A 24,377-nucleotide genomic window follows, 5' to 3' on the forward strand; every position below is an offset into this window, starting at 1 on the left:
AAATTACCGGAGATGAATCGATGGAGACAACCCGAGTGAAAGGGTCGCGGCCGGACAACCGCTGGGGCATTCTCGTGCTGCTTGCGCTCGGGTTGATGATCTCTTTTGTGGATCGCACGAGCATGTCCGCCGCGCTTGCGGACCATCGTTTCGTGCGGGAATTCCTGCTGACTCACGTCGAGCGCGGCTGGCTCGGTTCGGCCGTGTTCTGGTCCTACGGTATCCTGCAGATTCCCATGGGCTGGCTCGTCGATCGGTACGGCGTGAAATGGCCTTACGCGATCTGCTTTGTGCTGTGGTGCCTGGCCGCGGCGGCAACCGGCATGGTCAGCACGCTGTTTGCCCTGATCCTCGTGCGCCTCATGATCGGCGCCGCCGAAGCCGTGGTGGTTCCCGCCACCTATCGTTACCTCGCCAACAACTTTGAAGAAACCCAGAAAGGTACGGCGCTCGGCATTTTTTCAATCGGCGGCAAGATGGGTCCGGCGCTCGGCGCGCCGATTGCGGCGTGGTTGATCGTCGCGAGTTCCTGGAAGGCGATGTTTGTTGTCACCGGGCTCGTGGGGCTGATCTGGCTGATGCCGTGGCTGCTGATGCTCAAGAATGATTTCCCGTCCAAAGCCGGGCTGGCGGCGGCGAAGCAACGGGCGGCGTCGGTGCCGATCGGCAACCTGTTATCGAGTCCGGTGGTATGGGGCGGGTTGATTACCAACTTCTGCTACAGCTATTTTGCGTTCTACTGTATGACCTGGATGCCGGCTTATCTGGTCGAACAGCGTGGTCTCTCGCTGAAGCAGTCGGGGCTTTATACCTTCGTCAGCTTCGCCGGCATTGCGATCGTGGCGGCGCTTGCCGGATGGGCGGCCGACCGTCTGATTGCGCGCGGGCACGATGCGGTGGTGGTGCGCAAATCGTTTATCGTGGCCGGGTTTATCGGCGGCACAACCGTTCTGCTGGGTGCCTATACTCGCTCGCCGCAAATGGCCTTGTTCTGGAATGTGGTTTCACTCTCGCTGCTGGGCCTCGCCACCGCGAATAACCTCGCGCTGGTCAAACTGACATTGATCCCCAAACAGGCCGTGGGGTTGAACACGGGCTTGCAGCAGGTGGCGACCAGTCTGGCGGGCGGAGTGTCGGCCAGCCTGTCGGGCTGGCTGCTCCATCTGGGACACAGCTACACACTGCCCATGCTGGCGATTTTCGTGTTCCTGGTGCTGGGTGCGACCAGTACGGTGGTGCTCCTGCAGCGGAAATGGGCGCCGAAAGTCAATGACTGCCGGTACGAACAGCAGCAGGGTGAGGGGCTGGCGAGGCAGAGTGCGCCGTGAGCCGATAGCGGCCCCGCCGCTGTGCGAAGCTGAGGGCGAGCACGGCAAAAATCAGCACGCCGGTTGCGACCTGCTGCCAGTAGAAATTCCAGCCGATCAACAGCAATCCGTTTGCCACCAGACTCATCAGCAACACGCCGAGCAGCGTACCGGTCACGCCTGGCCGGCGCGTGGGCGACAGCGTCGTGCCAATGAAGGTCGCGCCGATCGCATTCAGCAAATAGCCGTTGCCTGCCTGAGGCACAAAGGCTTTGACGGTCGACGACAGCAATAGACCCACCACGCCGTAAATGAGCGCACTGGCGATGAACGTGACGGTCGTGATCGCGGCGACGGGCAAGCCCGAGTAGCGTGCTACGCCAGGTTGTGCGCCGAGCGCGACACTGTAGCGTCCGAATACCGAGCGCGCGAGCGCCACGTGCACGGCAATGGCCAGCACGGCAACGATCCACAGCGGCACGGGTAAGCCTGCCAACGTGCCGTGCGCCAACTGGCTGAATAGCGGCGGCAAGGCGATATTGAGCAGATAAACCGGCTGACCGCCATCCGTGGCGAGTTGCTGGATGGTCTGACCGATGAACAGCGTGCCGAGCGTCGCAAGAAACGGCGCGATGCCGAGCCCCGCGATCAGCACGCTGTTGAACGCGCCGACCAGCAACGCCGCACCAAGACCGCCGAGCAGCGCCGGCAGCACTCCGACGTGATGTGCGCTCAGCAGCACGAATACGAGGCTTGCCAGATCGACCGCAGTGGCGAGCGACAAGTCGATGGCCCCAATCGATAACGCGAGCGTCATGCCGAGCGCCGCGATGGCGAGCAAGGCGAAGTTGTTCAGCAAGACATCGGCAAGATTGGCGGGACGGGCGAAGCCGGGGGCGAACACCGCGAAGAACGCGATGACGGCAAGCAAGGCGCCCACCAGCGCAAAACGCTGCAGGCCTGCAAGGCGTTCAATCATGAGCATGATTTCCTGAATACCGGCGACGAATGACGGCTGTTGTTGCGACGACGAACAGGATCAACGCGCCTTCGACGCCATTGACCCAATAGCTCGACACGTTGTCGAGCTGAAAGCCGTTGGTGACGATGCCGATGAAGAGCACCGCGAGCAGGGTGCCCGGAATGGTCGGCACCAGGCGCCGCGAAAACACGACACCCAGCAACGCGGTGGCGACCACCGCAAGCAGATTGTCTCCGGCGCCGGGCGAGCTTCCGCTCAGTAGCGCGGCGGACGTGAAGGCGGCGAGGGCCGCTGTGATGCCACTCAGGACATAGCTGGCCGCCACATAGGCATTGACGCGTAGCCCGGCGGCCCGCGCCGCGTCGCGGTGCGCGCCGGCCGCGCGCAGCCGCAGACCGAACGGCGTGCCGTGAATCAGCACGGTGAAGAAGGCCGCGACGATCAGCAGTGCATAGGCGAGGTGGGGCACGCCGAACGGCCCGCTATCCAGCAGGAAGGTGAGTGCCGGGGCTGCTGCGGGGACCGACGTATTCTGCGTGAGGACCAGTTCGAACCCGCCGCAGATGTTCATCGTCGTCAGCGTGGCGAGCAGCGGAAAAATGCGCAAGCCAATCACGGCAAACGCATTGAGTGCGCCGACAGCGGCCCCCGTGGCGAGCGTCAACACGAGCGCTACGCTTTGCGGCGCGCCCTGGCCGAGTACGACGGCGTAGACGGCTGCGCAGAGCCCCATGTTGGCGGCGATCGACAGATCGAGACCGCCTTTGATCGGATCCGACCCGCCGCCGATCAGCACGATCGTCAAGCCAAAACCGAGAATCCCGACCACGACGGATTGCTGCAGGACGTTCGCGAGATTCGCGACGCTGACGAACAGGGGCGAACTGACGGCAAACACTGCAAACACAACGGCGAAGGCGAGCGCCGCACCGTAACGCAAGCCGTACTGTGCACCGAACCAGCCTGCGGGCAGTTCGACTTTCGCCGGGCGCCGCGTGCTGTCATGAATGACTTTGCTCATACGGCGAACTCCTGTTGCTGGGCCGGTCCGCGTGCGCCGGTCGCCCACGCGAGCACGTCCTGGCGATCGGTTTCATGCGACACGAGTTCCCTAACAATCCGGCCCCGTGTCATCACCAGGACGCGGTTCGTGACGTCCAGCAGTTCGATCAGATCGCTGGAAAACAGCAGAATGGCGGCGCCGTCGTGCGCGAGTTGCTCCAGCAGCCGATAGATCTCCGTCTTCGCACCGATATCCACGCCGACGGTCGGTTCATCGAGCAGATAAACCGGCGCAGCGAGCGCCGGTCCGCGGCTCAACCATTTCGCCAGCACCACCTTCTGCTGATTGCCGCCGGACAGATGGCGCACCGGCGCCTCCGCTCCCGGCGTGCGGATGCCGAGGGTGTCGATCAGCCTCTGCACGGCATCGCGTTCGCGGTGGCGCGCGAGCAGACCGAAACGGCTGAAACGCGTCAGACTGGCGAGCGTCATGTTCTCGCGCACGGACAACGCAGGCGCGACGCCGTGCGCGCGACGATCTTCCGGCACGAAGGCGATGCCACGCCGCGCCGCATCGAGCGGGCGGCGCAGGCGTACTGCGTGGCCACCGATTTCGATGTCGCCCTGCACACCGCGTTCGAGACCGAACAGACTGCGCACGACCTGTTTGCCCCCCGAGCCCAGCAAGCCTGTTACGCCGACGATCTCGCCGCGCCGCAAGTCGAACGAGACGTCGTCGAAGCGACCGCGCGCGCTCAGGTTGCGGACCTTCAGAATCGTCTCGCCCGGTGCGCGCGCCGGCGCGGGTGTTCGCGACGCCGCTTCCGTGCCGATCATCGCGGCGACGAGCGTCTCCGTCGGCGTGCTGCGCGCATCGACATGCGCGACGTCCGCACCGTCGCGCAATACGGTCACGCGATCGCAGATGGTGCTGATCTCGTTCAGGTAGTGAGACACGTAGAGGACCGTCAGCCCGCGTTGCCGAAGGCGGTCGATGGTCTGCAGCAGGCGCTCGACTTCGCGGCTCACGAGTGCGGCGGTGGGTTCGTCGAAAACGAGAATGGCGGGTTCGCGGATCAGCGCGCGCGTGATCTGCACGATCTGCTGCTCCGCGACGCTGAGTTCGGCGATCAACCGGTTAGGGGGCAACTCGATGTCGAAGTGGGTCTGCAGCGCGTCGCGCGCTTCCCGTTGCATGCGACGCGCATCCAGCAGCCGCAACGGACCGGCAGCGCGCGCGCCGATCGCGGGTTCGTTGCCGAGCAGCAGCGCTTCGGCGACCGTGAACGTAGCCGGCAGCAGGCGCTCCTGATGGATGAACTCGATACCGGCGAGGGGCGCGCGGCTCGATGATGCGGCAGCCAGCGGCCGCGTGACTCCGTCGATGGCGATCGTGCCGCTGTCGGCGGCGTAGATGCCGGCGAGAATCTTGATCAGCGTCGACTTGCCGGCGCCGTTCTGTCCGATCAGGCCGTGCACGGTGCCGCGCGCGACTTCGAGCGACGCGCCTCGCAATGCCGGCACGCCGTCGAACTGTTTGACGATGTCGCACAGTTCGAGTGCGGCCGGATGAGTGGCCGAATGCATGGCCGGATAAGCGGCCGCACTCATTTTGCGCTGACCTGGCCGAGCGTCTGCTGGATCGCGCCGGCGTTGTTCTTGGTGACGAGGATCGACGGTACGTAGGTGTACGGCGGCAAGGTGCGGTCTCCCGCCAGATAACGCGCGGCATTGTCGACGGCGGTCTTGCCGATCAGCGCGGGCTGCTGCGCGACCACTGCCGCCGCGCTCGATTTGGGATCCTTGATGAGGTTGACGATATCCGGACTGCCGTCCACCGCGTAGGTGCCGATTTCGGTGCGATGGGCGGCATCGACTGCCTGCGTCGCGCCGACTTGCGGGACGTCCCACGCCGACCAGATCGCGGCAATCTGCCCCTTCGGATATTTGGAAAGCAGCTGGCTGATCTGCGCGTACGCACTTTGTACCGTGTTTGAAGACACATCGCGCAGTTCCGGCTGGATGATGTGCACCTTCGGGTAGTACTTCAGCACGGCCTTCAACTGGTCGTAGCGTATTGCGCAGACCGGCACACCATAAAAGCCGTTGAAAACGAGAATATTGCCTTCGCCGTGAATGTCGTTGACGAGCTTGAGCGCGAGTTGCTCGCCAATAAAGAAATTATCCGAGGTCGTGTCGTTCAGGCTCGATGGCGAGGCGGTGTCGATCGAGAAGAGAGGGATGCCGGCCTGGCGGATTTTCTGCAACCACGGCTCCAGCACCGTGATTGTGCCCAACTGTTCGATGATGGCGTCCGGCTTCTGCGCGATCAGCGTCTGGATCTGCGCAATTTGCCGGTTGTCATTGCGTCCGGCGTCGAGCGCGATGGGCGTGCCGCCCAGGCGTTTCACTTCGTCGATGGCGCCCTGGTACGCTTTCAGGTCCCAATAGTGATCGGTACCGATCGCGGTGATGCCGATGCGCTTGCCTTTCAATGACGGGACGGCGGTGTCGCCCGTTGTTGTTTCACCCTGTGCATGAGCCGGGGAGAGAAGGCCGGTGGCAACAATCGTCAATACTGCGGCTGTCAGCAATCTGAGGGTTTGATTAAGACGTGTCATGTCATCGAAAGAAGGTGAAGGGGCCAAAAGGGCAATCGCAACGACTTTAATGAACAACCTGCCGTGCGTGAAACCATCGATTGCCGCTATGGTTAGAACGGGCGCGCTGCAGTGCTTATTGCTGAATGGAAATTGCGCCCTTGCAAGTCGTATGCGTGAGGTATTGCGGGTGAACGTTAGAGAACGAGACGTCCTTCCGATGCGATGGCGGTCAGCGCATTGCGTTGGCTCTGTACCTCGCGCGCCTGCAGCGCTTCCGGCAGCGATGCCTTGTCCCCCGCGCGGCCGATGGCGATAGCGGCTTCTATGGAGTACGTGTCCGGAACGGCGAGCGCCTGGCGGATCTTCTCGCGCTCGATGCCGGCAAGGCCGTGCGCGTTCCATCCGGAGAGGCTGGCCTGCAACGCCAGGTAGCCCCACGCGGCGCCGGTATCGAACGAATGGGTGGGAGCCGGAACTTCAGCCGCGCCGCCGGGCGGCGTGAAGGTGCTCTTTGACAGCACGACGACAATGGCCGCTGCATGGCGAGCCCAGCTTTGATTGAATTCGTTGAGGAAGCCGACGAATTGTTCCCAGTGAGGCGTATCGCGTCTTGCATAGACGAACCGCCAGGGCTGGGAGTTGTAAGAAGACGGCGCCCAGCGGGCTGCTTCGAAAAGCGTCAACAGGCTGGCTTCCGGAATCGGGTCGGAGGTGAACGCGCGGGGCGACCAACGGTTGAGGAATTGCCGGTCGATCGGATGGTCGGCGGTACGTGCGTTCGATGTTGTCATTGACTCTGCTCCTGAAAAGAAAGAATTCGGCGCTCAAACTTGAGGGCTGCAAAACCCTCTGGCGATGCCGAATCACTTTATTTGCCCGAACAGCGTGAATGAACCGATTTATTCTCACATCGTTATTCCCCGTAGCGGTGTGGGGAGACTCGATTGACCGGGTCAGATCGACTTGACCTCGCCGCCATCCATCCTCAACGTCGAACCCGTCATCCAGTGAGCCGCGGGCGACACGATGAACGCCATCAACTCGGCAATCTCCTCGGGCGTGCCGTATCGCGCGATGCCCGCTTCGGCAGGAAAGCGCGCCGTGGCTTCTTCAACGGTCATGTTGTGCAGCGGCGCCCAGTGTTCCAGATAGGATTGCCGCCGGCCGGTCATCACCGGCCCGGGCAGCACGCTGTTGACCTGGACACCGTCTGCAATCCCGCGGTCCGAGAAGGCCTTTGCCAGCGCCACAATCGCCGCGTTGATCGTGCCCACGGCCGCATACGGTGCTTTGGGAAACAGCGCGGAGTTGCCCGACATCAGCACCACTGATCCAGACGTCTGCTTCAACGACGGCCATGCCGCGATCGTCAATCGCCGCGCACCGTGCAGCTTCAGCGCGAAGCCGCGATCCCATTGATCGTCGCTCATCTCGAAGACATCGATCTGCGGCACCGCGCCCGCGATGTTGAGTAACGCGTCGATCTGCCCGAACGCCGACACCGTCTGGTCGACGACTTTCTGTGCGGCCTCGGGGTGAGACAGATCGAGATCGAGTGCAAGCGGTTCGGCGCCGGCTTTTTTGACGTCGTCGGCGGTCTGGGCGAGGTTCTCGCGATTGCGCGCAACCAGCACGATCGACGTAAAGTCGCGCGCCAACCGGATCGCGGTTGAGCGGCCGATCCCCTGGCTCGCCCCTGTAACGATTGCTACTCTCGTGGACATTTCCTTTCTCCTTCATGCGTGAATGAGCCGCTTGAATGAGCTGCATGAGCGGTGATTCAACCGACAATCGCCGCTCGTGGTTTACCTGTCAGCGAATAAGAAACCCCGAAATAGCCGCGGCGATTTCTGCTGCATGCGTTTCAAGCGCGAAGTGGCCGGTGTCGAGAAAACGCACCTCGGCGTTCGGTATGTCGCGCTTGAATGCTTCGGCGCCGGGTGGCAGGAAAAACGGATCGTTCTTCCCCCACACAGCAAGCAAAGGCGGCTGATGGGTACGGAAATAGTGCTGGAACGCGGGATACAACGCGACGTTGTTCCGGTAATCCTGGAACAGATCGAGCTGGATCTCGTGGGCACCCGGCCGGCTCAGATAGAAGTCGTCAAGCGAGTAGCCGTCGGGCGACACGGCGGTGGCGTCCTGTACGCCATGGGTGTACTGCCAGACGGTCGTTTCGTGCGTCAGCATCGCGCGAAGCGCCTCGCGATTGGCCTGCGAAGGATCCTTCCAGTAAGCACGGATCGGATTCCAGCCCTCGCTCAAACCCTCTTCGTACGCGTTACCGTTCTGCGAGATGATCGCGGCGATCCGCTCGGGGTGATTGAGCGCAAGCCGGAAGCCGGTTGGCGCACCGTAGTCGAATACGTACAGGGCAAAACGGTCGAAACCGATCTGCTCGGTGAAACGCTCGATCACGTTGGCGATGTTGTCGAACGTGTACGCGAAAGCATCGCGGCTCGGCATGTCCGACTGGCCAAAACCTGGCAGATCGGGCGCGACGATATGGAAATGCCCGGCAAGCAGGGGGATCAGGTCGCGAAACATGTGGCTCGAACTCGGAAAACCGTGCAGGAGCAGCAGCTTCGGCGCGTTCGGACGACCCGCTTCGCGGTAGAACACCTTGACGTGGTCGACGTCAGCATAACGATAGGCAATGGAGGACATGGGTTGACTCCCGGTTGGGTAAGCGGTGTGTTGGAAATGTCATGTTGCGAACGTGTGTCGGCATGACGGTTTGCAGGTATTGCTAGCGGGCCGGGACGGTCCGGATCGCTTCGACAATCACGTCGGTGACGACGTCAGGGGCTGTGACCATCGGCGTGTGATCGACCGCGTGTGAATGCACGCGCGCGCTCATGCGCTGTGCCATGAAATGTTGGGTGTCGGGATTGATCATCCGGTCCTGTTCGGCGCTCAGGAACCAGCTCGGCCGATCTTTCCAGAGCGGGCGCCCGACCGCCTCGCCAATGCATGAAACAGAAATGGGACGTTGAATTGCACCGAGCACCGTGAGCTCCCGCGCGCTCGCGTTCTGTGCGAATGCCGCCGCGAACGCTGTTTCGGGCAGCCAGATCAGGCCATGCCGATCCGGCGACAACGCGGGCGCCTGCGGGTGCGCTTCACCGCGGTAGAACACATCGCCCACCGTTTCGCCTTCGTCGGGTGCAAGCGCGGCGACGTAGACGAGAGCCTTCACGTTGTCGGCGCGTGTCGATCCGATCACGGCGCCGGCGTAGGCATGCCCCACCAGTACAACCGGACCTTCGATGCGTTCCAGCGTTCTATCGAGGGCGGCCACGTCGTCCTGCAAGGAACTGAGCGGCAACGGCGCCGCAACCGATCTGATGCCGCGCGCCGCCAGGCGTTCGACGACCTTGCTCCAGCTTGAACCATCCGCCCATGCGCCGTGCACCAGCACCGCGCTCACATTGCCAATCGACATTTCTCGCTCCTTTGAAAGAATTGAATGCGGTTTGTGAGGCACATCCATCGCGTCGTGCCGCGTGCCGCGTGCCGAATTGTGTAACCTTATTAAACTGTATTTACAGGTTACAAACGGGAGTCGTAACTTGTCAAGGGCATTTTTAGTGGTTACGATGTATCCATCGTCACTTCACGCTCGCCATGAGAGATGGACTACCGTCAGATCCCCGCAATCCTGGTGGCCGATGCGCCGGGCCTCGATTTCCTGAACTCGGTCGCGACGCCGTTCGATGAAGAAGTCGACTGGATCAGCGACGGAGAAGGCCTGCTTGCCTGGCTGGACCAGACAGGGTTCGTGCCCCGCGCGGCCCTCGAAGCAATACGAACCCAGTCGACGGCGGCCGAACTCGACGACGTGGCCGCACACGCGCGTGGGTTGCGGGAATGGTTCAGGGGATTTGTCCGGAAGAGGAAGGGGCGGCCGCTGGTCGCCAAGGATTTGCGCGAACTGGAACCGTTGAATCAGCTACTCGAGCGGGACCAGCAACATGGTGAAATCGTCACGCATGGATCGGGCGATGCGACACGCTTTGAGCTTCGCGCGAATCGGCGCTGGCCGTCAGCGGAGTCGCTGCTGATGCCCATAGCCGAGGCGCTGGCGAAGCTGGTATGCGAAGAGGATTTCACCTACGTGAAAGCGTGCGAGGGGCCGAGGTGCACCTTGATGTTTGCGGATCACACGCGGGGTCACGCCCGCCGGTGGTGCAGCATGGCGATCTGCGGCAATCGCGCGAAGGTCGCCGCTCACCGCAAGCGGCTCAAGGAGCAGGAAATCGGCTAGGCTGGCGCGGTCGTGATCGCCGGGAATTACATCGGGGGCAGCACAGGAATTGCCGGCGAGAGCCATTGGACGATACGTCATTGCACGACGGTGAGAGGGACCACCGCGTGCAATTAATGCCGCTGCGAAGCGCGGCACGTAATCTGGAATCGAACCGCATAATCGGGGTTACACAGTGCGGGCCGGCCGACGCCCATGGATTCGAATCGATTAAATTAAATTATTCTCTTTGCATACTATGGCGGAAAGGGCACGCAAGTTTGCACTGTTCATTCAAAGACCCCGGTACTATATAGTTCAGCGAGAATCGGCCCGGGAGCCAGCGTGAGAGAAGCCGGCATGTAAGCCGATGCGAGGCACGCCGCATATTCCACGTAAAAACATGAACAATTTTATTCGACCCCCAGTTTTCTATCCGTCATCTGTCGTTTTCGTGGACGACAGCGATAGCTACCTTGATGCGTTGCGCCGATTCTTTCCGGATATTTCCACCAATCTGTTTTTCACGCGGCCTCAAACCGCGCTCGCTTTCATTCGCAAGCATGCCCGCGAGAATTCGCTGGAGTTTGCGCCGGCCTCGGCCAGTCTGAGCGAGACGGGGCTGGAGCGGTATGTCGAAAGCTCGGCGGAGCGGGACATCCTGATCCGGGATTCCCGATTTACCGAGGTGGCCGCGGTTGTCGTCGATTACGACATGCCGGGACTGAGCGGCGTCGAATTTCTTTCGTCCATATCCAATCTGCGTTGCGCGAAGGTACTCCTGACCGGCGTCGCGGATGAGACTGTCGCGGTAAAGGCCTTTAATGCCGGCATTGTCGATCTGTATCTGCGGAAAACAGATGCGGATTCAGCCAATCGGCTGGTGCATTTTTTAAAAGATGCCAGAAACAGGCATTGTTCAGAGTCAGGCTGGCTCGGCTTAGGTGAAAACGGCACGACATATTGCGATCCGAGAACGAAAAGGGTGATCGACGAAATAGTTGCCGCTGAAGGCATCGTCGAGTACTACTGGCGTCCGGAGCAGAATGCCATCCTGATGTTCGACCGTGCGGGCCAGCCGAGTGTTTTCCTTGCGTGGGCGGAGAATGACTGGATCTCCCAGGCGGAGATCGTGGCGGATGAGAGCGGGCCGGTCGAACTGTTGAGGCAAATGGCGGTACGCGAATCGATGCCGGTTTTCTGGCCGCATCTGGCCTTTCGTCCCGGTACGGACTTCAAGACGGTAACGCCGCAAACCATCCCGGGCTGGGACGACGCTTTCTATGGCTGGAGCCGGATAGATTCGGCCGATGTGGGGGTGAACACACTGACGTTTTCGCAATGGCGGCGTGACCGGAATCCGCAAACCCACGGATGATGGGCTATCCCTTCGCTTACTCTGCGATGAAAATGCCGGAATAGCCCAATGCTTCCAGACACATTGAGCCACATGTACGCCATTCCGACTGCCTTTGTGTCCGCGCTGTTCGTGGTGTTCGGCCTTTACGTACTCATCACGCAAGGGGTGACGCGTCTGTCCGCGCCGTTTCTTTTGATGTGCGCGACGACGTTTGCATGGCAGGGCACATGGACCTTGCTATTCCAGACGGAAAATCCCCACATTGCGAGCGTGCTGGTCAGGGTCGGTTATCTCTTCATTCTTTTCCTGCCCACCACGTTCTATCACTTCGTCACGGAGGTGGCGGCGAGGCGCCGTGAGCAGCCGGTATTGCTCGCGTCTTACGGCATGTGTCTTGTTCTGGCCGTGCTGCTGCCCGGCGACGAAGTGGTCGCGGGCTACCGGCATTACTTCTTTGGCTACTATCCAAGCGCCGGGCCGCTGCATCCCTTGCATGTGTTGCAGACCGTGCTGCTCGCCGGCCGCAGCGGACAGCTTCTGCTCGCCGCCCGCAAGCAAGCCGGTGGCGAAGCGCGCCGGCGTCTCGATCTCTGCTTTGCGAGCCTTTGCCTCTATTCGTTCGCGGCGGTCGACTACGCGGTCAACTATGGCTACGCGTTCTATCCGCCGGGGGTGCTGTTCATCGCCCTCAGCCTTGGACTGCTCGCGATCACGATTGTCCGCTATCACCTGATCCACCCTTATGCGCTCGCGGCGACCATCGCGCATGAAATCGCGACGCCGCTCGCGACGATCGCCATGCACGCCGACGAAATCGCCAGTGTCTGGTCCCATGTGTTCAAAGGTTACCGGCTGGCCGTTACGCACGGGCTTTACGACGACGAGGAGGTGCATTCCGGACAGCCCGAACGCGTCAGCCAGCTTGCCACGGCAATCAGGCGGGAGGTATCGGGCACCAGCGCAATGGTCGAAATGGCGCTCGCTTCGTTCACGCTGGATCGTCTGGACCGCACCCGCTTCAGTCCTCATTCCATGCAGCAATGTGTGGCGTCGGCGCTGGAACGTTATCCGTTCCGCGGCGGCGAACGTGCATGCGTCACCGTGGAGCCGATCGACGCAGCCTTATGCTTTTCAGGCTCGGACACGCTGGCGGTTTTTGTCCTGTTCAATCTGTTGAAAAACGCGTTGCACGCTATCCACGTGAGCGGCGAGGGCGAGATCGCCATCAGTGCGGTTCAGGAGCAGGGCTTTTGCGTCTTGCGATTCCGCGACACGGGGCCCGGCATCGCGCCCGACGTGCTGCCGCATATCTTCGACGCCTTCTTCTCGACCAAGCGGCACGGAAGCGGCGCGGGCATGGGGCTCGCATTCTGCCGCCGCGCGGCGGAGCTTCTGGGTGGAAGTATCGAATGCAGTTCGATGCGCGGTGCGCACACCACATTCACCGTGCGCTTGCCGGTACCGGGCTCGCCGGCGGATCGCGCACTGAGCAAGGCGCCGGCGCGTCCTTTGCGCCGGCGTCAGGAGTGAAAGTTAAAGTTGAAACCTGGCGGTGAAACTTAACGTAAAACCCTGCGATAAAACCCAGCCATAAAACCCAGCGGAAAAAACTGAACGGCGAAGGTCAATCGTTATGATCAGGCGGCTAATGCAGTCGTCGGCAGTTCGTACTCCTTGACCCGCTCGACGATCCCTTCCGGGAACCGCCTGATCTTCCGGTCACGCCCGGCATACAGGATCTGCTGGTAACCCTGCGAAACCTGCCGACCATCCACGCAGAAGCGAAACAGCAGGTAGGCCGAGCACTGCTTGACCTGTACCGTGTTCAGGTAGCAATCCACGTGCTGGAAAGGGAACGTTTCGTGGACATATTCCTGGTGTGCGCGTTTAGTCACGAACATGCCGTCCGATCCCAGCAGGTCGTTGTGTATGCATTCATGAAACCAGCGCTCGCGGCACACACCTTGCCACTCGAAGTAACGCGAGAAATACGTATTCATGAACGCGTTCGAGTCCTTCAGATAGATATCGAACGTATGGTGGAAGGTCTTGAGCGAGGTCGTTGCCATCGGGTCTTCGGAAAGAAGGGCGGAGCCTCGGTTCAGGGCGGTAGGGATTACATCACGCATCAACATACGATTTTCCTTTTGCAGGAACGGCTGCTTGCGGCAACCACGCATGCCTCCCTGTACGGCAGGCACATCCCATTCTGTTGGGGATGTGGGCCGTATGGCTATTGGCTGACAAACATGCGGCGCAGAAATCCTGAACTTCTCGTGGATCGGGCAGGTTGCGCGCGCGATTGCCGCGCAGGTTGAAACCCGCCGTACCTGAAAAAATCGCATGGAAGATGCCGGTGACAGGCCGGCGGAGAACGGGGGAGAGGGGCCGGTACATAACGCGTTCGCCCCGGCGCCTCTGCCTGCTTCTACCCGCTTCTACCTGCTTCTACCCATTAGGCATTTCTCTATGCCATGCTCACAGCATGGATTTGCCCTGGGCAAGAATCTTGTCGCAGATCTGCTTCGTGGCCTGCTGCTTCAGGCCGCCGCCGCTCAGGTCCAACTGCTGGCCGCTGCTGCTGCTCAGGATACCCTTGGCGCCATCGCTATAGCCGCTGTCGGACGAGGCGGCACTGGAACCGCCAGGCAGCTTGCTCATTAGCGAGTCCTTGACCGAGGATGCGCCGCTGCCGCTCACATAGTTGTTCTTGATGCAAAACTCCAGCACGCCCGCGACGTTGCCGGTGCTGCCAGAAGTCAATGACTGACCCGACAAGGCACTGCCCATGCTACCGAGGCTTCCAAGGCCGCCGGACGATCCGCTTCCGCTGCCTCCGGCCTGGTTAAGCAGGTTTCCGAGCTGCGCCTGGGCGCCCGAGACAGGTAGCAATGCGGCGAACAGGATGCCTAGCGCTGCGGTGCGATACGTACGTGCTTTCATACTCGAACTCCTTTTCTGGCTGAAAAACCTTTCTACTATAGTTCTTTTCGGACTGACGGCAGACGGCGTCACGTTACATATTGCGTGACGCAAGAGTAGGGAAGTCATCCCTCTTCGCGGAAATCCGAATTTAGAAACGTAAGTTCGCTGACCCGGCCCCGACATGGCGTTTTCGCATGATGCGGTCACGTTCAAGGTCGGGTCTGCAGAATCATTCCATGCTGTGCAGTGCGCTAACCGGCGTATCGCACCTGTATCTCACCTCTGCAGCCGCAACCAATCCACGGTTTTTTCAGTACCCCGCAGTGCGCACTTCAGGCGTGCACCGCGGGCTTGTGTTTGGCTTGTCGATTCCATTAATCAAAACATGCAGAGGGGTAGTATGAGGAAGGCTTCGTTCATGACGCTGTCGGCGATAACGCTGGCAGGCGCGGTATTAGCCGCTTGCGGCGGCAGTCTCCACAGCGATCCGGCATCCACGGTTGCGTCGTCGCCGGGCTCGGCGTCCGCACCGGCCGGCGCGTCGGCGCCGGTTTCCGCCTCGAGCCCGGCGGTGGTGGCCGCAAGCGTCAAGTGGTCGCTGGATAGCGGCGTGCAGCCGGTTGCCGCACAAATCAACGTGGGCACGTCGATCGGCAAGGGCGCCGGCGCGACGCCGTTCACGCTCGACAAGCTGGCGCTCGATCCGAAAAACACGCAGAACACGACCAACCCGTTCCTGACGACAGGCAACGTTCCCGACACGGCCGCCGGCTATTGCGACTACACCGTCACGCCGCCGGTTCGGAAGACCTACGCCACCGGCTCGAAGTTCGTGATCCCGCCGACCGACCCGCTCGTCAACATGGCGCCGTTCTATTTCCCGTTGGTCTATACCAGCAACCTGACGACGACGGGTAACGTGAATGGCACGACCACGCCGATCATCGGGCTGTTCGACTGGCGTCCGAAGGACATCAACGAGTCGGTCGTCGCGGCCGAGTCGGACGACAACGGCAAGACCTGGTACTTCATGCAGAACGTGCTGGAACTCAATCCTGGCGAGTGTCCCGCAACGATCACGAGCACCAATGCAGCGACCACCGCCGACAACGGCTGGGGCCACGCATCGCTCCTGCAACTGCCGGGCACGCAGGCCGCGACCGGCCAGATGCTCTACACGCTGAACCGCGATCCGGCCAAGGTCGACGTGGCGCCGCTGAACGTGATCTCGCTGCCGCTTGCCAGCGCCAAGTTCCCGATCTGGAACACCAACACCACGAACGTGGGCGGTCAGGACATCGCCGCAGTGGCGACGGCGACGACCAACACGGCGGGCTCGGTGAACCCGGTCGTGGTGCAGCAGACCACCGGTTTGCTGAATCCGGACGGGATCATGGCCGTCGTGCCGAACACCGACCCGACCAAGCCGACCACGGTGCTGTACGTGCAGAAAATCCTGAACGGCGACAACACCGGCAGTACGGCCATGCCGGGCGCCAACCAGTGTACGAAGGCGCCGTTTAGCGGCAAGACCAACCACGATATCTCGAACGTGCGTCTGGCCACGACGAAAGACGGCGTGAACTTCACCGATCTGGGCGTGGTGAGCGGCCTGAACGATCCGACCACCGTGGACTACAACGGCACCCGCTGGATCAGCCCGCGTGGCACGCTGATCGATATCAATGGCGACGGCAGCCGCTGGGGTCTGTACTTCTCGGGCGGCAACTGTCTGGACGGCGATTCGGACGCGTTCCACTACATCGGCTATGCGGAGTCGAACGACCTGAAGACGTGGACGGTCTATAACGACATCAACAGCCCGATCGCGTCGATCAACTCGATCACGACGACCAACCAGGGTGGCACGAAGACCTCGGTGACGATTCCTGCGAAGGCGCCGATCATCCCGACGCAAACATGGTTCGCTCAGCGTCTTTATGCGCCGACCGCCATCCAGATCGACGCGACTCACATGAGCGTGACGTTTGCCGGTTATGGCGTGCAGTCGCCGAACACCAATCTGCTGAACTACCGCCAGATCGGCAATGTGGTGCTGACGGCCAGCAAGTCGCTGCCGAAAGCGCCGAACAACATCAACAACCAGTAACGAGCAGGTTCGCTTCGGGCGCGGCGCGGCAGCGCCACGCCCGAATGGAGAGCAGAAGAGGCCGCCCCGGTTGGCAAACCGCGGCGGCCGTTCTGTTTTCTGTTGCGCATGCAACCAGATTAGGTTCGTAAGGTATCCATCACGGTCGATTAACGCCCGGTGTTTAGCATGTCCTTATTCGCTGATCACTCTACGGTCATTCAAAACAAAGGATGCTGAAACATGCAACGGGTACGTTCAAGGCTCCGCAAGAAGCCGCTTACGCAGTTCGTTCTGGCTTCGTTCTGCGCAGCCGGCACGCAGTTTTCCTTCGCCCAGACCACCGGGGATCTCGGCTCGGTGCAAAGCACGGCGACGGCTTCGTCCGCTGCCGCCGCTGCGCCGGACGGCAAATCGCAATCCGCGCCGGCTCAGGCGCCGTCGCAGGGATCCTTGAGCGCTAGCGAGCCGAAGTCGATTATCAGCCGCCATTACATCGAGAACAGCACGGCGCCGAGCGCGAACTATAGCGACATCATTCAGATATCGCCGAGCGTGTCCAATATCGATCCGAACGGCGCAGGCCTGATGGAGTCGCAAAGCCTGTCGATTCGCGGCTTTCAGGACGGTCAGTACAACGTGACCTTCGACGGTATTCCGTTTGGCGACTCCAACGATTTCACGCACCATTCGACGTCGTTCTTCTCGTCGCGCAATATCGGTTCGATTGCCGTGGACCGCGGTCCTGGCGACGCCTCGCAGATCGGCTTTGCGACGTTCGGCGGCACGATCGCCGTGCAGTCGGTGGAACCGTCCTTGACGCCGAAATTCACGGTGCTCGGTTCGTACGGCAGTTTCAATACCTGGATGAGCGGCGCCGAGCTCAATACAGGCGACATGCAGCAGTGGGGCGACGCGCGCGCGGTGGTCGGCTACAACCACATCGGCAGCGACGGCTATCTGACCAACGCGGCGCAGCGCCGCGACAACTTTTTCTTCAAGCTCGACAAGCCGCTCGGCGACGACACGCTGCTCACGCTGTATGCGGACTACAGCCGCATCCATCAGAACGTGTCGCTCGGCGCGACGGCGGCGCAGATCCGCGAGTTCGGTCCGAACTTCGGCCTGAGCGGCGACCCGTCGAGCCAGTCGTACTACGGCTACAACTACGACCGCATCAACACGGACTTCGAGTACATCGGCATCAAGACGAAACTCGCGGACTGGAAGATCGAAAACAAGCTGTACACCTACGCTTACTATCACGACGGCTTCAACGGACTGGACCCGAACGGTGAAACGCCGAACGGCACCAGCTTCGGTCAGAACAACGTGCCCGGCCAGCAGATGGCCAACAACTATCGCGCGTTCGGCGATATCGTGAATGCCGAACGGCAGATCGGTCCGGGCAAGCTGGAGCTTGGCGCGTGGCTCACGCATCAGTCGAATTTCCGCGACAACATGAACGTGGACGACTCGCTGAATTTCGCGCTCGAGCAACTGAACTTCACGATGCACGACACGTTCCTCACGTTCGAGCCGTTCATTCAGTACGAGTGGCAATTGCCGCACGGGCTGACCGTGACGCCGGGCGTCAAGTACGTGTCGTTCAACCGCAATATCGACACGCCGCTCGATCAGGGCTCCGGCGCGGCGGTGGACTTCAGCCATACGTGGACGAAGGTGTTGCCGTCGCTGACGCTCCATGAGCAGATCAACCCGAACTGGAGCGCGTACATCCAGTATGCACAAGGCTTCCTCGCGCCGAACCTTAACGTGTTCTACGTGCAGAATCCGTCCGTTTCCGGCCAGCCCGATCCCGAGCAGACCGACAACTACCAGATCGGCACCACGTATAAGACGGATCGCCTGACGCTGTCGGCCGACCTGTACTACATCAACTTCCGCAATGCGGTGACGAGCCGCGTGGTGGGCGGCAATGCGACGTTCTCGAATGCGGGTGGCGCGGTCTACAAGGGTTTCGAATCGGAAGCGACGTTCTATGCCGGACTCGGATTCAGCCTGTACGGCAACCTGACCTTCAATTCGGCCAAACAGAAGAGCACCGACACGTGGATGCCGAACGCACCGCAATCGACGGCGGCACTGGGTGTGATCTATGAGCGCGGGCCGCTCTACGGCTCGCTGATCACCAAGTTCGTCGGCCATCAGTTCGGCGATACCGGCGATACGCAGCCGATCGGCGGCTTTATGGTGACCAACCTCTCCGCCGTCTACACGATCAAGAGCCCGGCCGCGTGGATGCACAACACGCGTATCGGCCTCGAACTCGACAACCTCTTTAACCGCACCAGCATCGACGCGCTCGCCGGCTATACCGCCGCCGCCAGCACGCCGCTGTACTGGACGATTCCCGGCCGCGCGGTTGTCGCCTCGCTGTCCACCGACTTCTAACTGGAGATTGATTCAATGAATGTCGACACCCTGGTGCACCTCGCGAACGATTCCGGAGGCGTGCTGTACGTGATCGCCGCGATGCTGTTCGTCGCGTTGACGGTGATTGTCGAGCGCTTCTGGTTCCTGCATCGCCTCGCGGCATGCGGTCATGCCGCGCTCGACCAGATCGACGGGCTCGATCATCTCGACGCGGCGACGCTTGCCTCGCTTACGCAGCAATATCGCGATTTGCCGGTCGCCCGGCTCTTCGCGACAGCCACGCGCCTGCAAACCACGCACAACCGCGAGGAGCTCGACGCGCGCTTCAACGAGGTCATCATGCGCGAGGCGCCGCGCATCGACCGGCTGCTGTGGGTGCTCGATACGATCGTCACGCTCGCGCCGTTGCTCGGCCTGTTCGGCACGATCATCGGCATGTTCAACGCGTTCCAGGTGTTGTCGAACCCGGGCAATGCACCGACTCAGGTGACCGGCGGCGTCGCCGAAGCACTGGTCGCCACCGCGTCGGGCCTGTTCGTCGCGATGCTGGGTCTGGTGTTTTTCAACGGGTTGCACAACCGGGTTCGCTCCGTCGTGCATCAACTGGAAACGTTGAAGGCGGCGCTCGTGAACCGGATGGCCGGCGCCGCGCATGAGCAGGTGGCGCGAGGCGAGCGCGAAGCGCCGCGCGCAGTGGCCGGAAAGCTGATGTCGCAAGGGGCGTGACGATGAAGTATTTCGAAGCGCGCAAGGCCCGCATCGAGATCATCCCGATGATCGACATCATGTTCTTTCTGCTGGTGTTCTTCATCATGATCACGCTGCACATGATTCCGAATGCGGGTCTGAAAACGCAGTTGCCGTCGAGCGCGAGCACGCAAACGTTGCCGCCGGCGAAGGTGATGGTCACGCTGTCCGACGACGGCGCGATGTCGGTCGAGGGCAAGACGGTATCGGCCGCGGAACTCACGGCGATGCTGTCGGCGCGGCCCGATCCGGCGCATACGGCGGTGACGATCGCCGGCTCGAAGGTGGCGCAGATCCAGAAACTCGTTGCCGTAATGGACGCGTGCCGCGCGGCGGGCGTGTCGCAAATCGCGCTGGCCGCACAACCCGTGGCGAAGTGAGATGGCGACGATCTCTGCGCATGTCAGCGCGCCGGAGCGGCGGCGCATCTATCTGGCGGCGGCGCTTGCGCTCGTCGTGGAGACCGGTGTGCTGGCCGGTGCGTATCTGCTGTTGACGCATCGGCAGGCCGAGCCGCCGGCGACGGTGTTGACGCTGGCACCGGCGGTTGTGCCCACGCCCACGCCTGCACCAGCGGCGCCGCCCGTGCCGCAAGCTGCGCCGCGGCCTGTGGTGCATCCGCCTCAGCCCGTGCATCGCGCTGAGCATGTGGTAACGCAGCGTCCGGCTATTCATCCACCCGCTCCGGTGGTGCCGCCCAAACCCGAGCCGGCGCCCGCGGCGCCGTCGGCTACGCCTACAGAACCACCGGCTGTCTCTCATCCCGCGCCGCCGCCGGTTGCGGCGCCCGCGGCGCCGGGCGCGAGTTTCGAGGCCGCATTACGTGCCGCGATCCAGTCCGCCCTGCATTACCCGGAGTCGGCGCGCATGGGCGGTATCGCAGGCCGTACGCGGGTGGCGTTCGATTACCGCGACGGCGTGATCTCCGGCGCGCGGGTCGTCGTTTCCAGCGGCGTGGGCCTGCTCGATCGCGCCGCGCTGGCGGCGGTGCGCGACGCGGCGTGTCCGAAGCCGGAACCCGCCTTCGCGGGAAAGACGCTCTCCGAACAACTGTGGGTCACTTTCAATCTAAACGAAACCGAATGAAACCGATTCTTTCCGCCATAACAGCCGCGCTCTCGCTTTCCGCTCTTGCCGTCGCAGGCACTGCCTGCGCGGGCGTACTGCCGCCCGGGGCGCCGGTGCAGCACGTGCTGCTGATCAGCGTCGACGGTCTGCATACCGGCGACCTCGCCAACTTCATTCAGGCGCATCCCGATAGCACGCTGGCGACTCTGTCGAAGCAGGGCGTCGACTACACCAACGCCCATACGGTCGAGCCGGCCGATTCGTTTCCCGGCCTGCTGGCGCTCGTAACCGGCGGCACACCCGCCGTGACCGGCGTGTACTACGACGACTCCTACGACCGCCGGCTTGCGGCACCCGGCAGCGATTGCAGCCGGACGGGCACACGGGTTCGCTATGACGAATCGCTCGACACGACCGGCGCCGACGGCCGCGATGCAATCGATCCGGTCAAGCTGCCCCGCGACCCGCTGCATGCTTGCGCGCCGGTCTATCCGCACGCGTTCCTGCGCGTGAATACGATCTTCGAAGCCGTACGCGAAGCCGGCGGCTACACCGCCTGGACCGACAAGCACCCGACTTACGAACTGGTCGAGGGACCGTCCGGTCATGGCGTCGACGATCTGTTCCTGCCGGAGATCGGTGCGAACTATGAAGGCCTGAGCAACGTGTCGACCCGTGAGATCACCGGTTCGCTCGGCAAGACCGAGAACTACGACGATCTCAAGGCACACGCGATCATCAATGAGATCGACGGTTTGACCCACGACGCCAGCCGGCACGCAGCCGTGCCGAACGTGTTCGGGCTGAATCTGCAGGCCGTGAATGTGGCGCAGAAACTGTATGGTTATCGCGATGCCGACGGCGGTCTGACGCCGGGCGTCGATCGCGCGATCGGTCATGCGGACCGGCTGATCGGCCAGTTCGTGACTGAACTGGAGAAACAACATCTGCTCGACGACACGCTGGTGATCGTGACGGCCAAGCACGGCAACGGTCCGATCGATCCGAGCCGCCTCAACAAGATCGACGAGCGCCGTCTGCAGAAGGTGATCGACGACGCCGCGCCCGGCGCGCTCGCGCAACTGACCACCGATCACGGTGCGCTGATCTGGTTGCACGACGCATCCGCCACGCAACGGATCAGCGCCGCGCTTCGCAGCCAGGCCAAAGCGCTGGGGATCGCCGACGTGCTGAGCGGCGACCGGCTGGCATTGCGCTTTCCGGCGCCGTCGCAAGACAGCCGTACGCCGGACATCGTCGTGGTATCGCGCGACGGTGTCATATTTACGCCACCGAAAGATGGCAAACTCGCCGAGCACGGCGGTTTTCATAACGACGATACAGCGGTGGCGCTGCTGCTCGCGAGTCCGCATCTTGCCGACGCGGGCCGTCGCGTGACTTACCCCGTTTCGACGACTCAGGTCGCGCCCACCATTCTGGCCGCGCTCGGCCTGCCGCCCACCGCGTTGCAGGCGGTCGCGCAGGAAGGCACGGCCGTGCTGCCGGCCGCGACGTGGGGGCAGCCGCGGCAACTGGCTCAGGATCAACGAGGAACTCATCCACTTGGCAAGTGAACTGCCGATTGCCCTACCAGGCGGGAGCACGGCGCGCGTTCTGGTCGTCGAGGACGATCAGAACGTCGCGCTTGAAATACATGCCGCGCTCGAAGACTACGGTTTCGACGTGGAGTGCGTGTCGACCGGTCATCATGGTTTGCTACGCGCCCTGAACGGCGACTTCGACGTCGTGGTGCTCGACCGCATGCTGCCGGACCTCGACGGCCTGTCGATCCTGTCCACCTTGCGCAACGTCGGTAAGCGCACGCCGGTGCTCATCCTCAGCGCGTTGGGCGCGGTCGATGAACGCGTGCGCGGACTGCGGGCCGGCGGCGACGATTATGTGACCAAGCCATTCGACGGGCTCGAACTGACCGCGCGGCTGAATGCGCTGCTGCGCCGCCATTCGTCGGCCGGGGAGCCGTCCCTGTTGTGCGTCGGCGATCTGACGCTCGACCCCGAGACACGCGTCGTTCAGCGCGCCGGACAGACGCTCGAACTGCAACCGCGCGAACTGGCGCTGCTCGAGTTCCTGATGCGGCACGCCGGCCAGGTCGTGACGCGCGCGATGCTGTTCGAGTCGGTCTGGAATTACCACTTCAATACGCAGACGAACGTCGTCGACATGCATATTTCCAATCTGCGCCGCAAGGTCAGTTGCAATGGACGCCTGCCGGCCATGATCGTGACGGTGCGCAATGCCGGCTATATCATTCATGCGGAAAGCTGAACGAACGGCACGGGTCAGCGCGGGCAGCGTCGGCTGGCTGATGATCGTGTTCGTCAGCTCCGCGATCGCGCTTTTCACGCTGCTGTACTGGCTGACGAGCAGCTATCTGCTGCATGAGGTCGATGAGCGTTTGCTGGGCGAGGTGGCCGAATTCCACACCGTCGGCCGCGCCGAGGCGATCGCCAGCATCGCGGCGTTGAGCCGGCGCGACATCGCCAATAGCAGGCCGTACGGCGTGTTCGATGCGAACCGCAAGTGGCTCGCGGGCAATGTCGCGAACTTGCCGGCGGAGCCGGACCGCACGCCTTTCAACTACACGCAGCGCTATAAGGACGGCAGTGCGGAGGTGGAAGGCCATTATCGCGGCATCATTGTGCCGACCACCAGCGGCGTACGGATCGTGGTTGGACATTCGATCGACGAGATCATTGTTTTCGACCGCACGTTGGTGAAGACGCTATGCGCGGGCGTGACGCTGACGATCTTGCTGGCGATCGTCTGCGGCGCCGCGCTCAACTGGATGTCGAACCAGCGCATTCGCGCGATCAGCGAGGCCAGCCGTGAAATCATGACGGGCAAGCTGAATCGCCGTCTGCCGACGCGGGGCACGAGCCACGATCTCGACCGGCTGGCGTCGATCGTCAATACGATGCTCGACGAGATCGAACGTCTTGTTGAAGAAGTGCGCTGGGTGTGCGCCGGCATCGCACACGATCTGCGCACGCCAATGACGCATTTGCGCGCGGGACTTGAACGCGCTGCCCGGCGCTCGCGCACGCCGGAGGACTACGCAGCGGCGATCAACAGCGCGATTGTGAATTCGGACGTGGTGCTGAATCGCTTTACGGCGCTGCTCAGGATCGCGGAAATCGAAGCCGGGGGACGGCAGGCGAGCTTCGGTCCGGTTTCGCTCGATACGGTGCTGCGCGATGTCGTCGAACTCTATGAACCGCTTGCCCATGAGCGGGGCTTGACGATGAAGGTGCAGGCATCGGCGCCGGTGGAGGTGACGGGCGACGTCGATCTGCTGTTCGGCGTGGTCGAAAATCTTCTCGACAATGCGCTGAAGTTCACGCCGAGAGACGGCGCGATCACGCTCGAGGTGAACCAGGAAGGCGGGCTCGTCATGCTGCGGGTGGCCGACACGGGACCCGGTATCGAACCCGGTGAGCGCGAAGCGGTATTGCGGCCGTTCTATCGCAGCGGCGGCGCGGCTGCCCAGGCAACGGCGGGGCACGGTCTCGGTTTGAGCCTCGTCGCGGCAATCGCGCGGGTTCACGACGCGGAGATCACAATCGGCGATAACCAGCCCGGTTGCAAAGTGCTGCTGCGATTCAGGGCGGCGTAGTCCCTTTCTTTCTGTTA

General features: G+C 62.2%; 22 protein-coding genes. 12 read left to right on the plus strand and 10 right to left on the minus strand.

Annotated elements, in window-relative coordinates:
* Window positions 1-20 precede the first annotated feature (20 nt).
* Window positions 21-1,328, plus strand: coding sequence for an MFS transporter (locus ACOSV0_RS08565; protein WP_434109871.1), 1,308 nt, complete (start codon window positions 21-23; stop codon window positions 1,326-1,328).
* Here ACOSV0_RS08565 and ACOSV0_RS08570 read toward each other — a convergent pair.
* From ACOSV0_RS08570 to ACOSV0_RS08605, 8 genes are all read right to left on the minus strand, one after another.
* Complete coding sequence (locus ACOSV0_RS08570; RefSeq protein ID WP_434109872.1) at window positions 1,267-2,286, minus strand: ABC transporter permease; 1,020 nt, start codon at window positions 2,284-2,286, stop codon at window positions 1,267-1,269. The two genes, ACOSV0_RS08565 and ACOSV0_RS08570, sit on opposite strands and share 62 nt — an antisense overlap.
* Window positions 2,279-3,310 (minus strand): ABC transporter permease, encoded by a 1,032-nt coding sequence (locus ACOSV0_RS08575; RefSeq protein WP_434109873.1) that lies wholly within the window; start codon window positions 3,308-3,310, stop codon window positions 2,279-2,281. Before ACOSV0_RS08575 ends, ACOSV0_RS08570 begins: the two co-directional genes overlap by 8 nt.
* The gene (locus ACOSV0_RS08580; protein WP_434109874.1) at window positions 3,307-4,902 is read right to left on the minus strand and encodes a sugar ABC transporter ATP-binding protein; all 1,596 of its coding nucleotides are present in this window, start codon (window positions 4,900-4,902) and stop codon (window positions 3,307-3,309) included. Before ACOSV0_RS08580 ends, ACOSV0_RS08575 begins: the two co-directional genes overlap by 4 nt.
* Complete coding sequence (locus ACOSV0_RS08585; RefSeq protein WP_434109875.1) at window positions 4,899-5,912, minus strand: sugar ABC transporter substrate-binding protein; 1,014 nt, start codon at window positions 5,910-5,912, stop codon at window positions 4,899-4,901. Before ACOSV0_RS08585 ends, ACOSV0_RS08580 begins: the two co-directional genes overlap by 4 nt.
* A 176-nt stretch (window positions 5,913-6,088) precedes the next feature.
* Window positions 6,089-6,685 (minus strand): nitroreductase family protein, encoded by a 597-nt coding sequence (locus ACOSV0_RS08590; protein ID WP_434109876.1) that lies wholly within the window; start codon window positions 6,683-6,685, stop codon window positions 6,089-6,091.
* A 162-nt stretch (window positions 6,686-6,847) separates the two neighbouring features.
* A complete protein-coding gene (locus ACOSV0_RS08595) occupies window positions 6,848-7,618 on the minus strand; it encodes an SDR family oxidoreductase (protein WP_434109877.1) in 771 nt (256 codons plus the stop codon).
* 88 nt (window positions 7,619-7,706) lie between these two features.
* Complete coding sequence (locus tag ACOSV0_RS08600; RefSeq protein WP_434109878.1) at window positions 7,707-8,561, minus strand: alpha/beta fold hydrolase; 855 nt, start codon at window positions 8,559-8,561, stop codon at window positions 7,707-7,709.
* Between the two features lie 82 nt (window positions 8,562-8,643).
* Window positions 8,644-9,339 carry an alpha/beta fold hydrolase gene (locus ACOSV0_RS08605; protein WP_434109879.1) on the minus strand — a complete coding sequence of 232 codons (696 nt, stop codon included), beginning with the start codon at window positions 9,337-9,339 and terminating at the stop codon, window positions 8,644-8,646.
* Between the two features lie 189 nt (window positions 9,340-9,528).
* Between ACOSV0_RS08605 and ACOSV0_RS08610 the strand changes: the two genes are divergently transcribed.
* The 3 genes from ACOSV0_RS08610 (at window position 9,529) to ACOSV0_RS08620 (ending at window position 13,030) form a co-directional block, all read left to right on the plus strand.
* Entirely contained in the window at window positions 9,529-10,161 is a 633-nt protein-coding gene (locus ACOSV0_RS08610) for a CGNR zinc finger domain-containing protein (protein ID WP_434109880.1), read from the plus strand.
* Between the two features lie 382 nt (window positions 10,162-10,543).
* Window positions 10,544-11,518 (plus strand): response regulator, encoded by a 975-nt coding sequence (locus ACOSV0_RS08615; protein WP_434109881.1) that lies wholly within the window; start codon window positions 10,544-10,546, stop codon window positions 11,516-11,518.
* 72 nt (window positions 11,519-11,590) lie between these two features.
* On the plus strand, window positions 11,591-13,030 hold the full coding sequence (locus tag ACOSV0_RS08620) for an ATP-binding protein (protein WP_434110220.1): 1,440 nt from the start codon (window positions 11,591-11,593) through the stop codon (window positions 13,028-13,030).
* A gap of 107 nt (window positions 13,031-13,137) precedes the next feature.
* Here ACOSV0_RS08620 and ACOSV0_RS08625 read toward each other — a convergent pair whose 3' ends face one another.
* On the minus strand, window positions 13,138-13,635 hold the full coding sequence (locus ACOSV0_RS08625; protein ID WP_434110221.1) for an acyl-CoA thioesterase: 498 nt from the start codon (window positions 13,633-13,635) through the stop codon (window positions 13,138-13,140).
* Between the two features lie 343 nt (window positions 13,636-13,978).
* A complete protein-coding gene (locus ACOSV0_RS08630) occupies window positions 13,979-14,443 on the minus strand; it encodes a DUF2501 domain-containing protein (protein WP_434109882.1) in 465 nt (154 codons plus the stop codon).
* Between the two features lie 382 nt (window positions 14,444-14,825).
* Here ACOSV0_RS08630 and ACOSV0_RS08635 point away from each other — a divergent pair, with 382 nt between their 5' ends.
* The 8 genes from ACOSV0_RS08635 to ACOSV0_RS08670 all read left to right on the plus strand — a co-directional run bounded on the left by ACOSV0_RS08635 (window position 14,826) and on the right by ACOSV0_RS08670 (window position 24,360).
* A complete protein-coding gene (locus ACOSV0_RS08635; protein WP_434109884.1) occupies window positions 14,826-16,535 on the plus strand; it encodes a hypothetical protein in 1,710 nt (569 codons plus the stop codon).
* A 222-nt stretch (window positions 16,536-16,757) separates the two neighbouring features.
* Window positions 16,758-18,929 (plus strand): TonB-dependent receptor, encoded by a 2,172-nt coding sequence (locus ACOSV0_RS08640; protein ID WP_434109885.1) that lies wholly within the window; start codon window positions 16,758-16,760, stop codon window positions 18,927-18,929.
* Window positions 18,930-18,944: 15 nt separating this feature from the next.
* Window positions 18,945-19,637 carry a MotA/TolQ/ExbB proton channel family protein gene (locus ACOSV0_RS08645; RefSeq protein WP_434109886.1) on the plus strand — a complete coding sequence of 231 codons (693 nt, stop codon included), beginning with the start codon at window positions 18,945-18,947 and terminating at the stop codon, window positions 19,635-19,637.
* A 2-nt stretch (window positions 19,638-19,639) separates the two neighbouring features.
* Window positions 19,640-20,038 carry an ExbD/TolR family protein gene (locus ACOSV0_RS08650; RefSeq protein ID WP_434109887.1) on the plus strand — a complete coding sequence of 133 codons (399 nt, stop codon included), beginning with the start codon at window positions 19,640-19,642 and terminating at the stop codon, window positions 20,036-20,038.
* A 1-nt stretch (window position 20,039) separates the two neighbouring features.
* Window positions 20,040-20,744 (plus strand): TonB family protein, encoded by a 705-nt coding sequence (locus ACOSV0_RS08655; protein WP_434109889.1) that lies wholly within the window; start codon window positions 20,040-20,042, stop codon window positions 20,742-20,744.
* On the plus strand, window positions 20,741-22,300 hold the full coding sequence (locus ACOSV0_RS08660) for an alkaline phosphatase family protein (RefSeq protein ID WP_434109891.1): 1,560 nt from the start codon (window positions 20,741-20,743) through the stop codon (window positions 22,298-22,300). The genes ACOSV0_RS08655 and ACOSV0_RS08660 overlap by 4 nt, the downstream gene beginning before the upstream one ends.
* On the plus strand, window positions 22,290-23,012 hold the full coding sequence (locus ACOSV0_RS08665) for a response regulator transcription factor (RefSeq protein ID WP_434109893.1): 723 nt from the start codon (window positions 22,290-22,292) through the stop codon (window positions 23,010-23,012). The genes ACOSV0_RS08660 and ACOSV0_RS08665 overlap by 11 nt, the downstream gene beginning before the upstream one ends.
* Window positions 22,999-24,360 (plus strand): sensor histidine kinase, encoded by a 1,362-nt coding sequence (locus ACOSV0_RS08670; RefSeq protein ID WP_434109894.1) that lies wholly within the window; start codon window positions 22,999-23,001, stop codon window positions 24,358-24,360. The genes ACOSV0_RS08665 and ACOSV0_RS08670 overlap by 14 nt, the downstream gene beginning before the upstream one ends.
* Window positions 24,361-24,377 lie beyond the last annotated feature (17 nt).

The sequence above is a fragment of the Paraburkholderia caffeinilytica genome (assembly GCF_051027425.1).
Taxonomy (GTDB): Bacteria; Pseudomonadota; Gammaproteobacteria; order Burkholderiales; family Burkholderiaceae; genus Paraburkholderia; species Paraburkholderia caffeinilytica_A.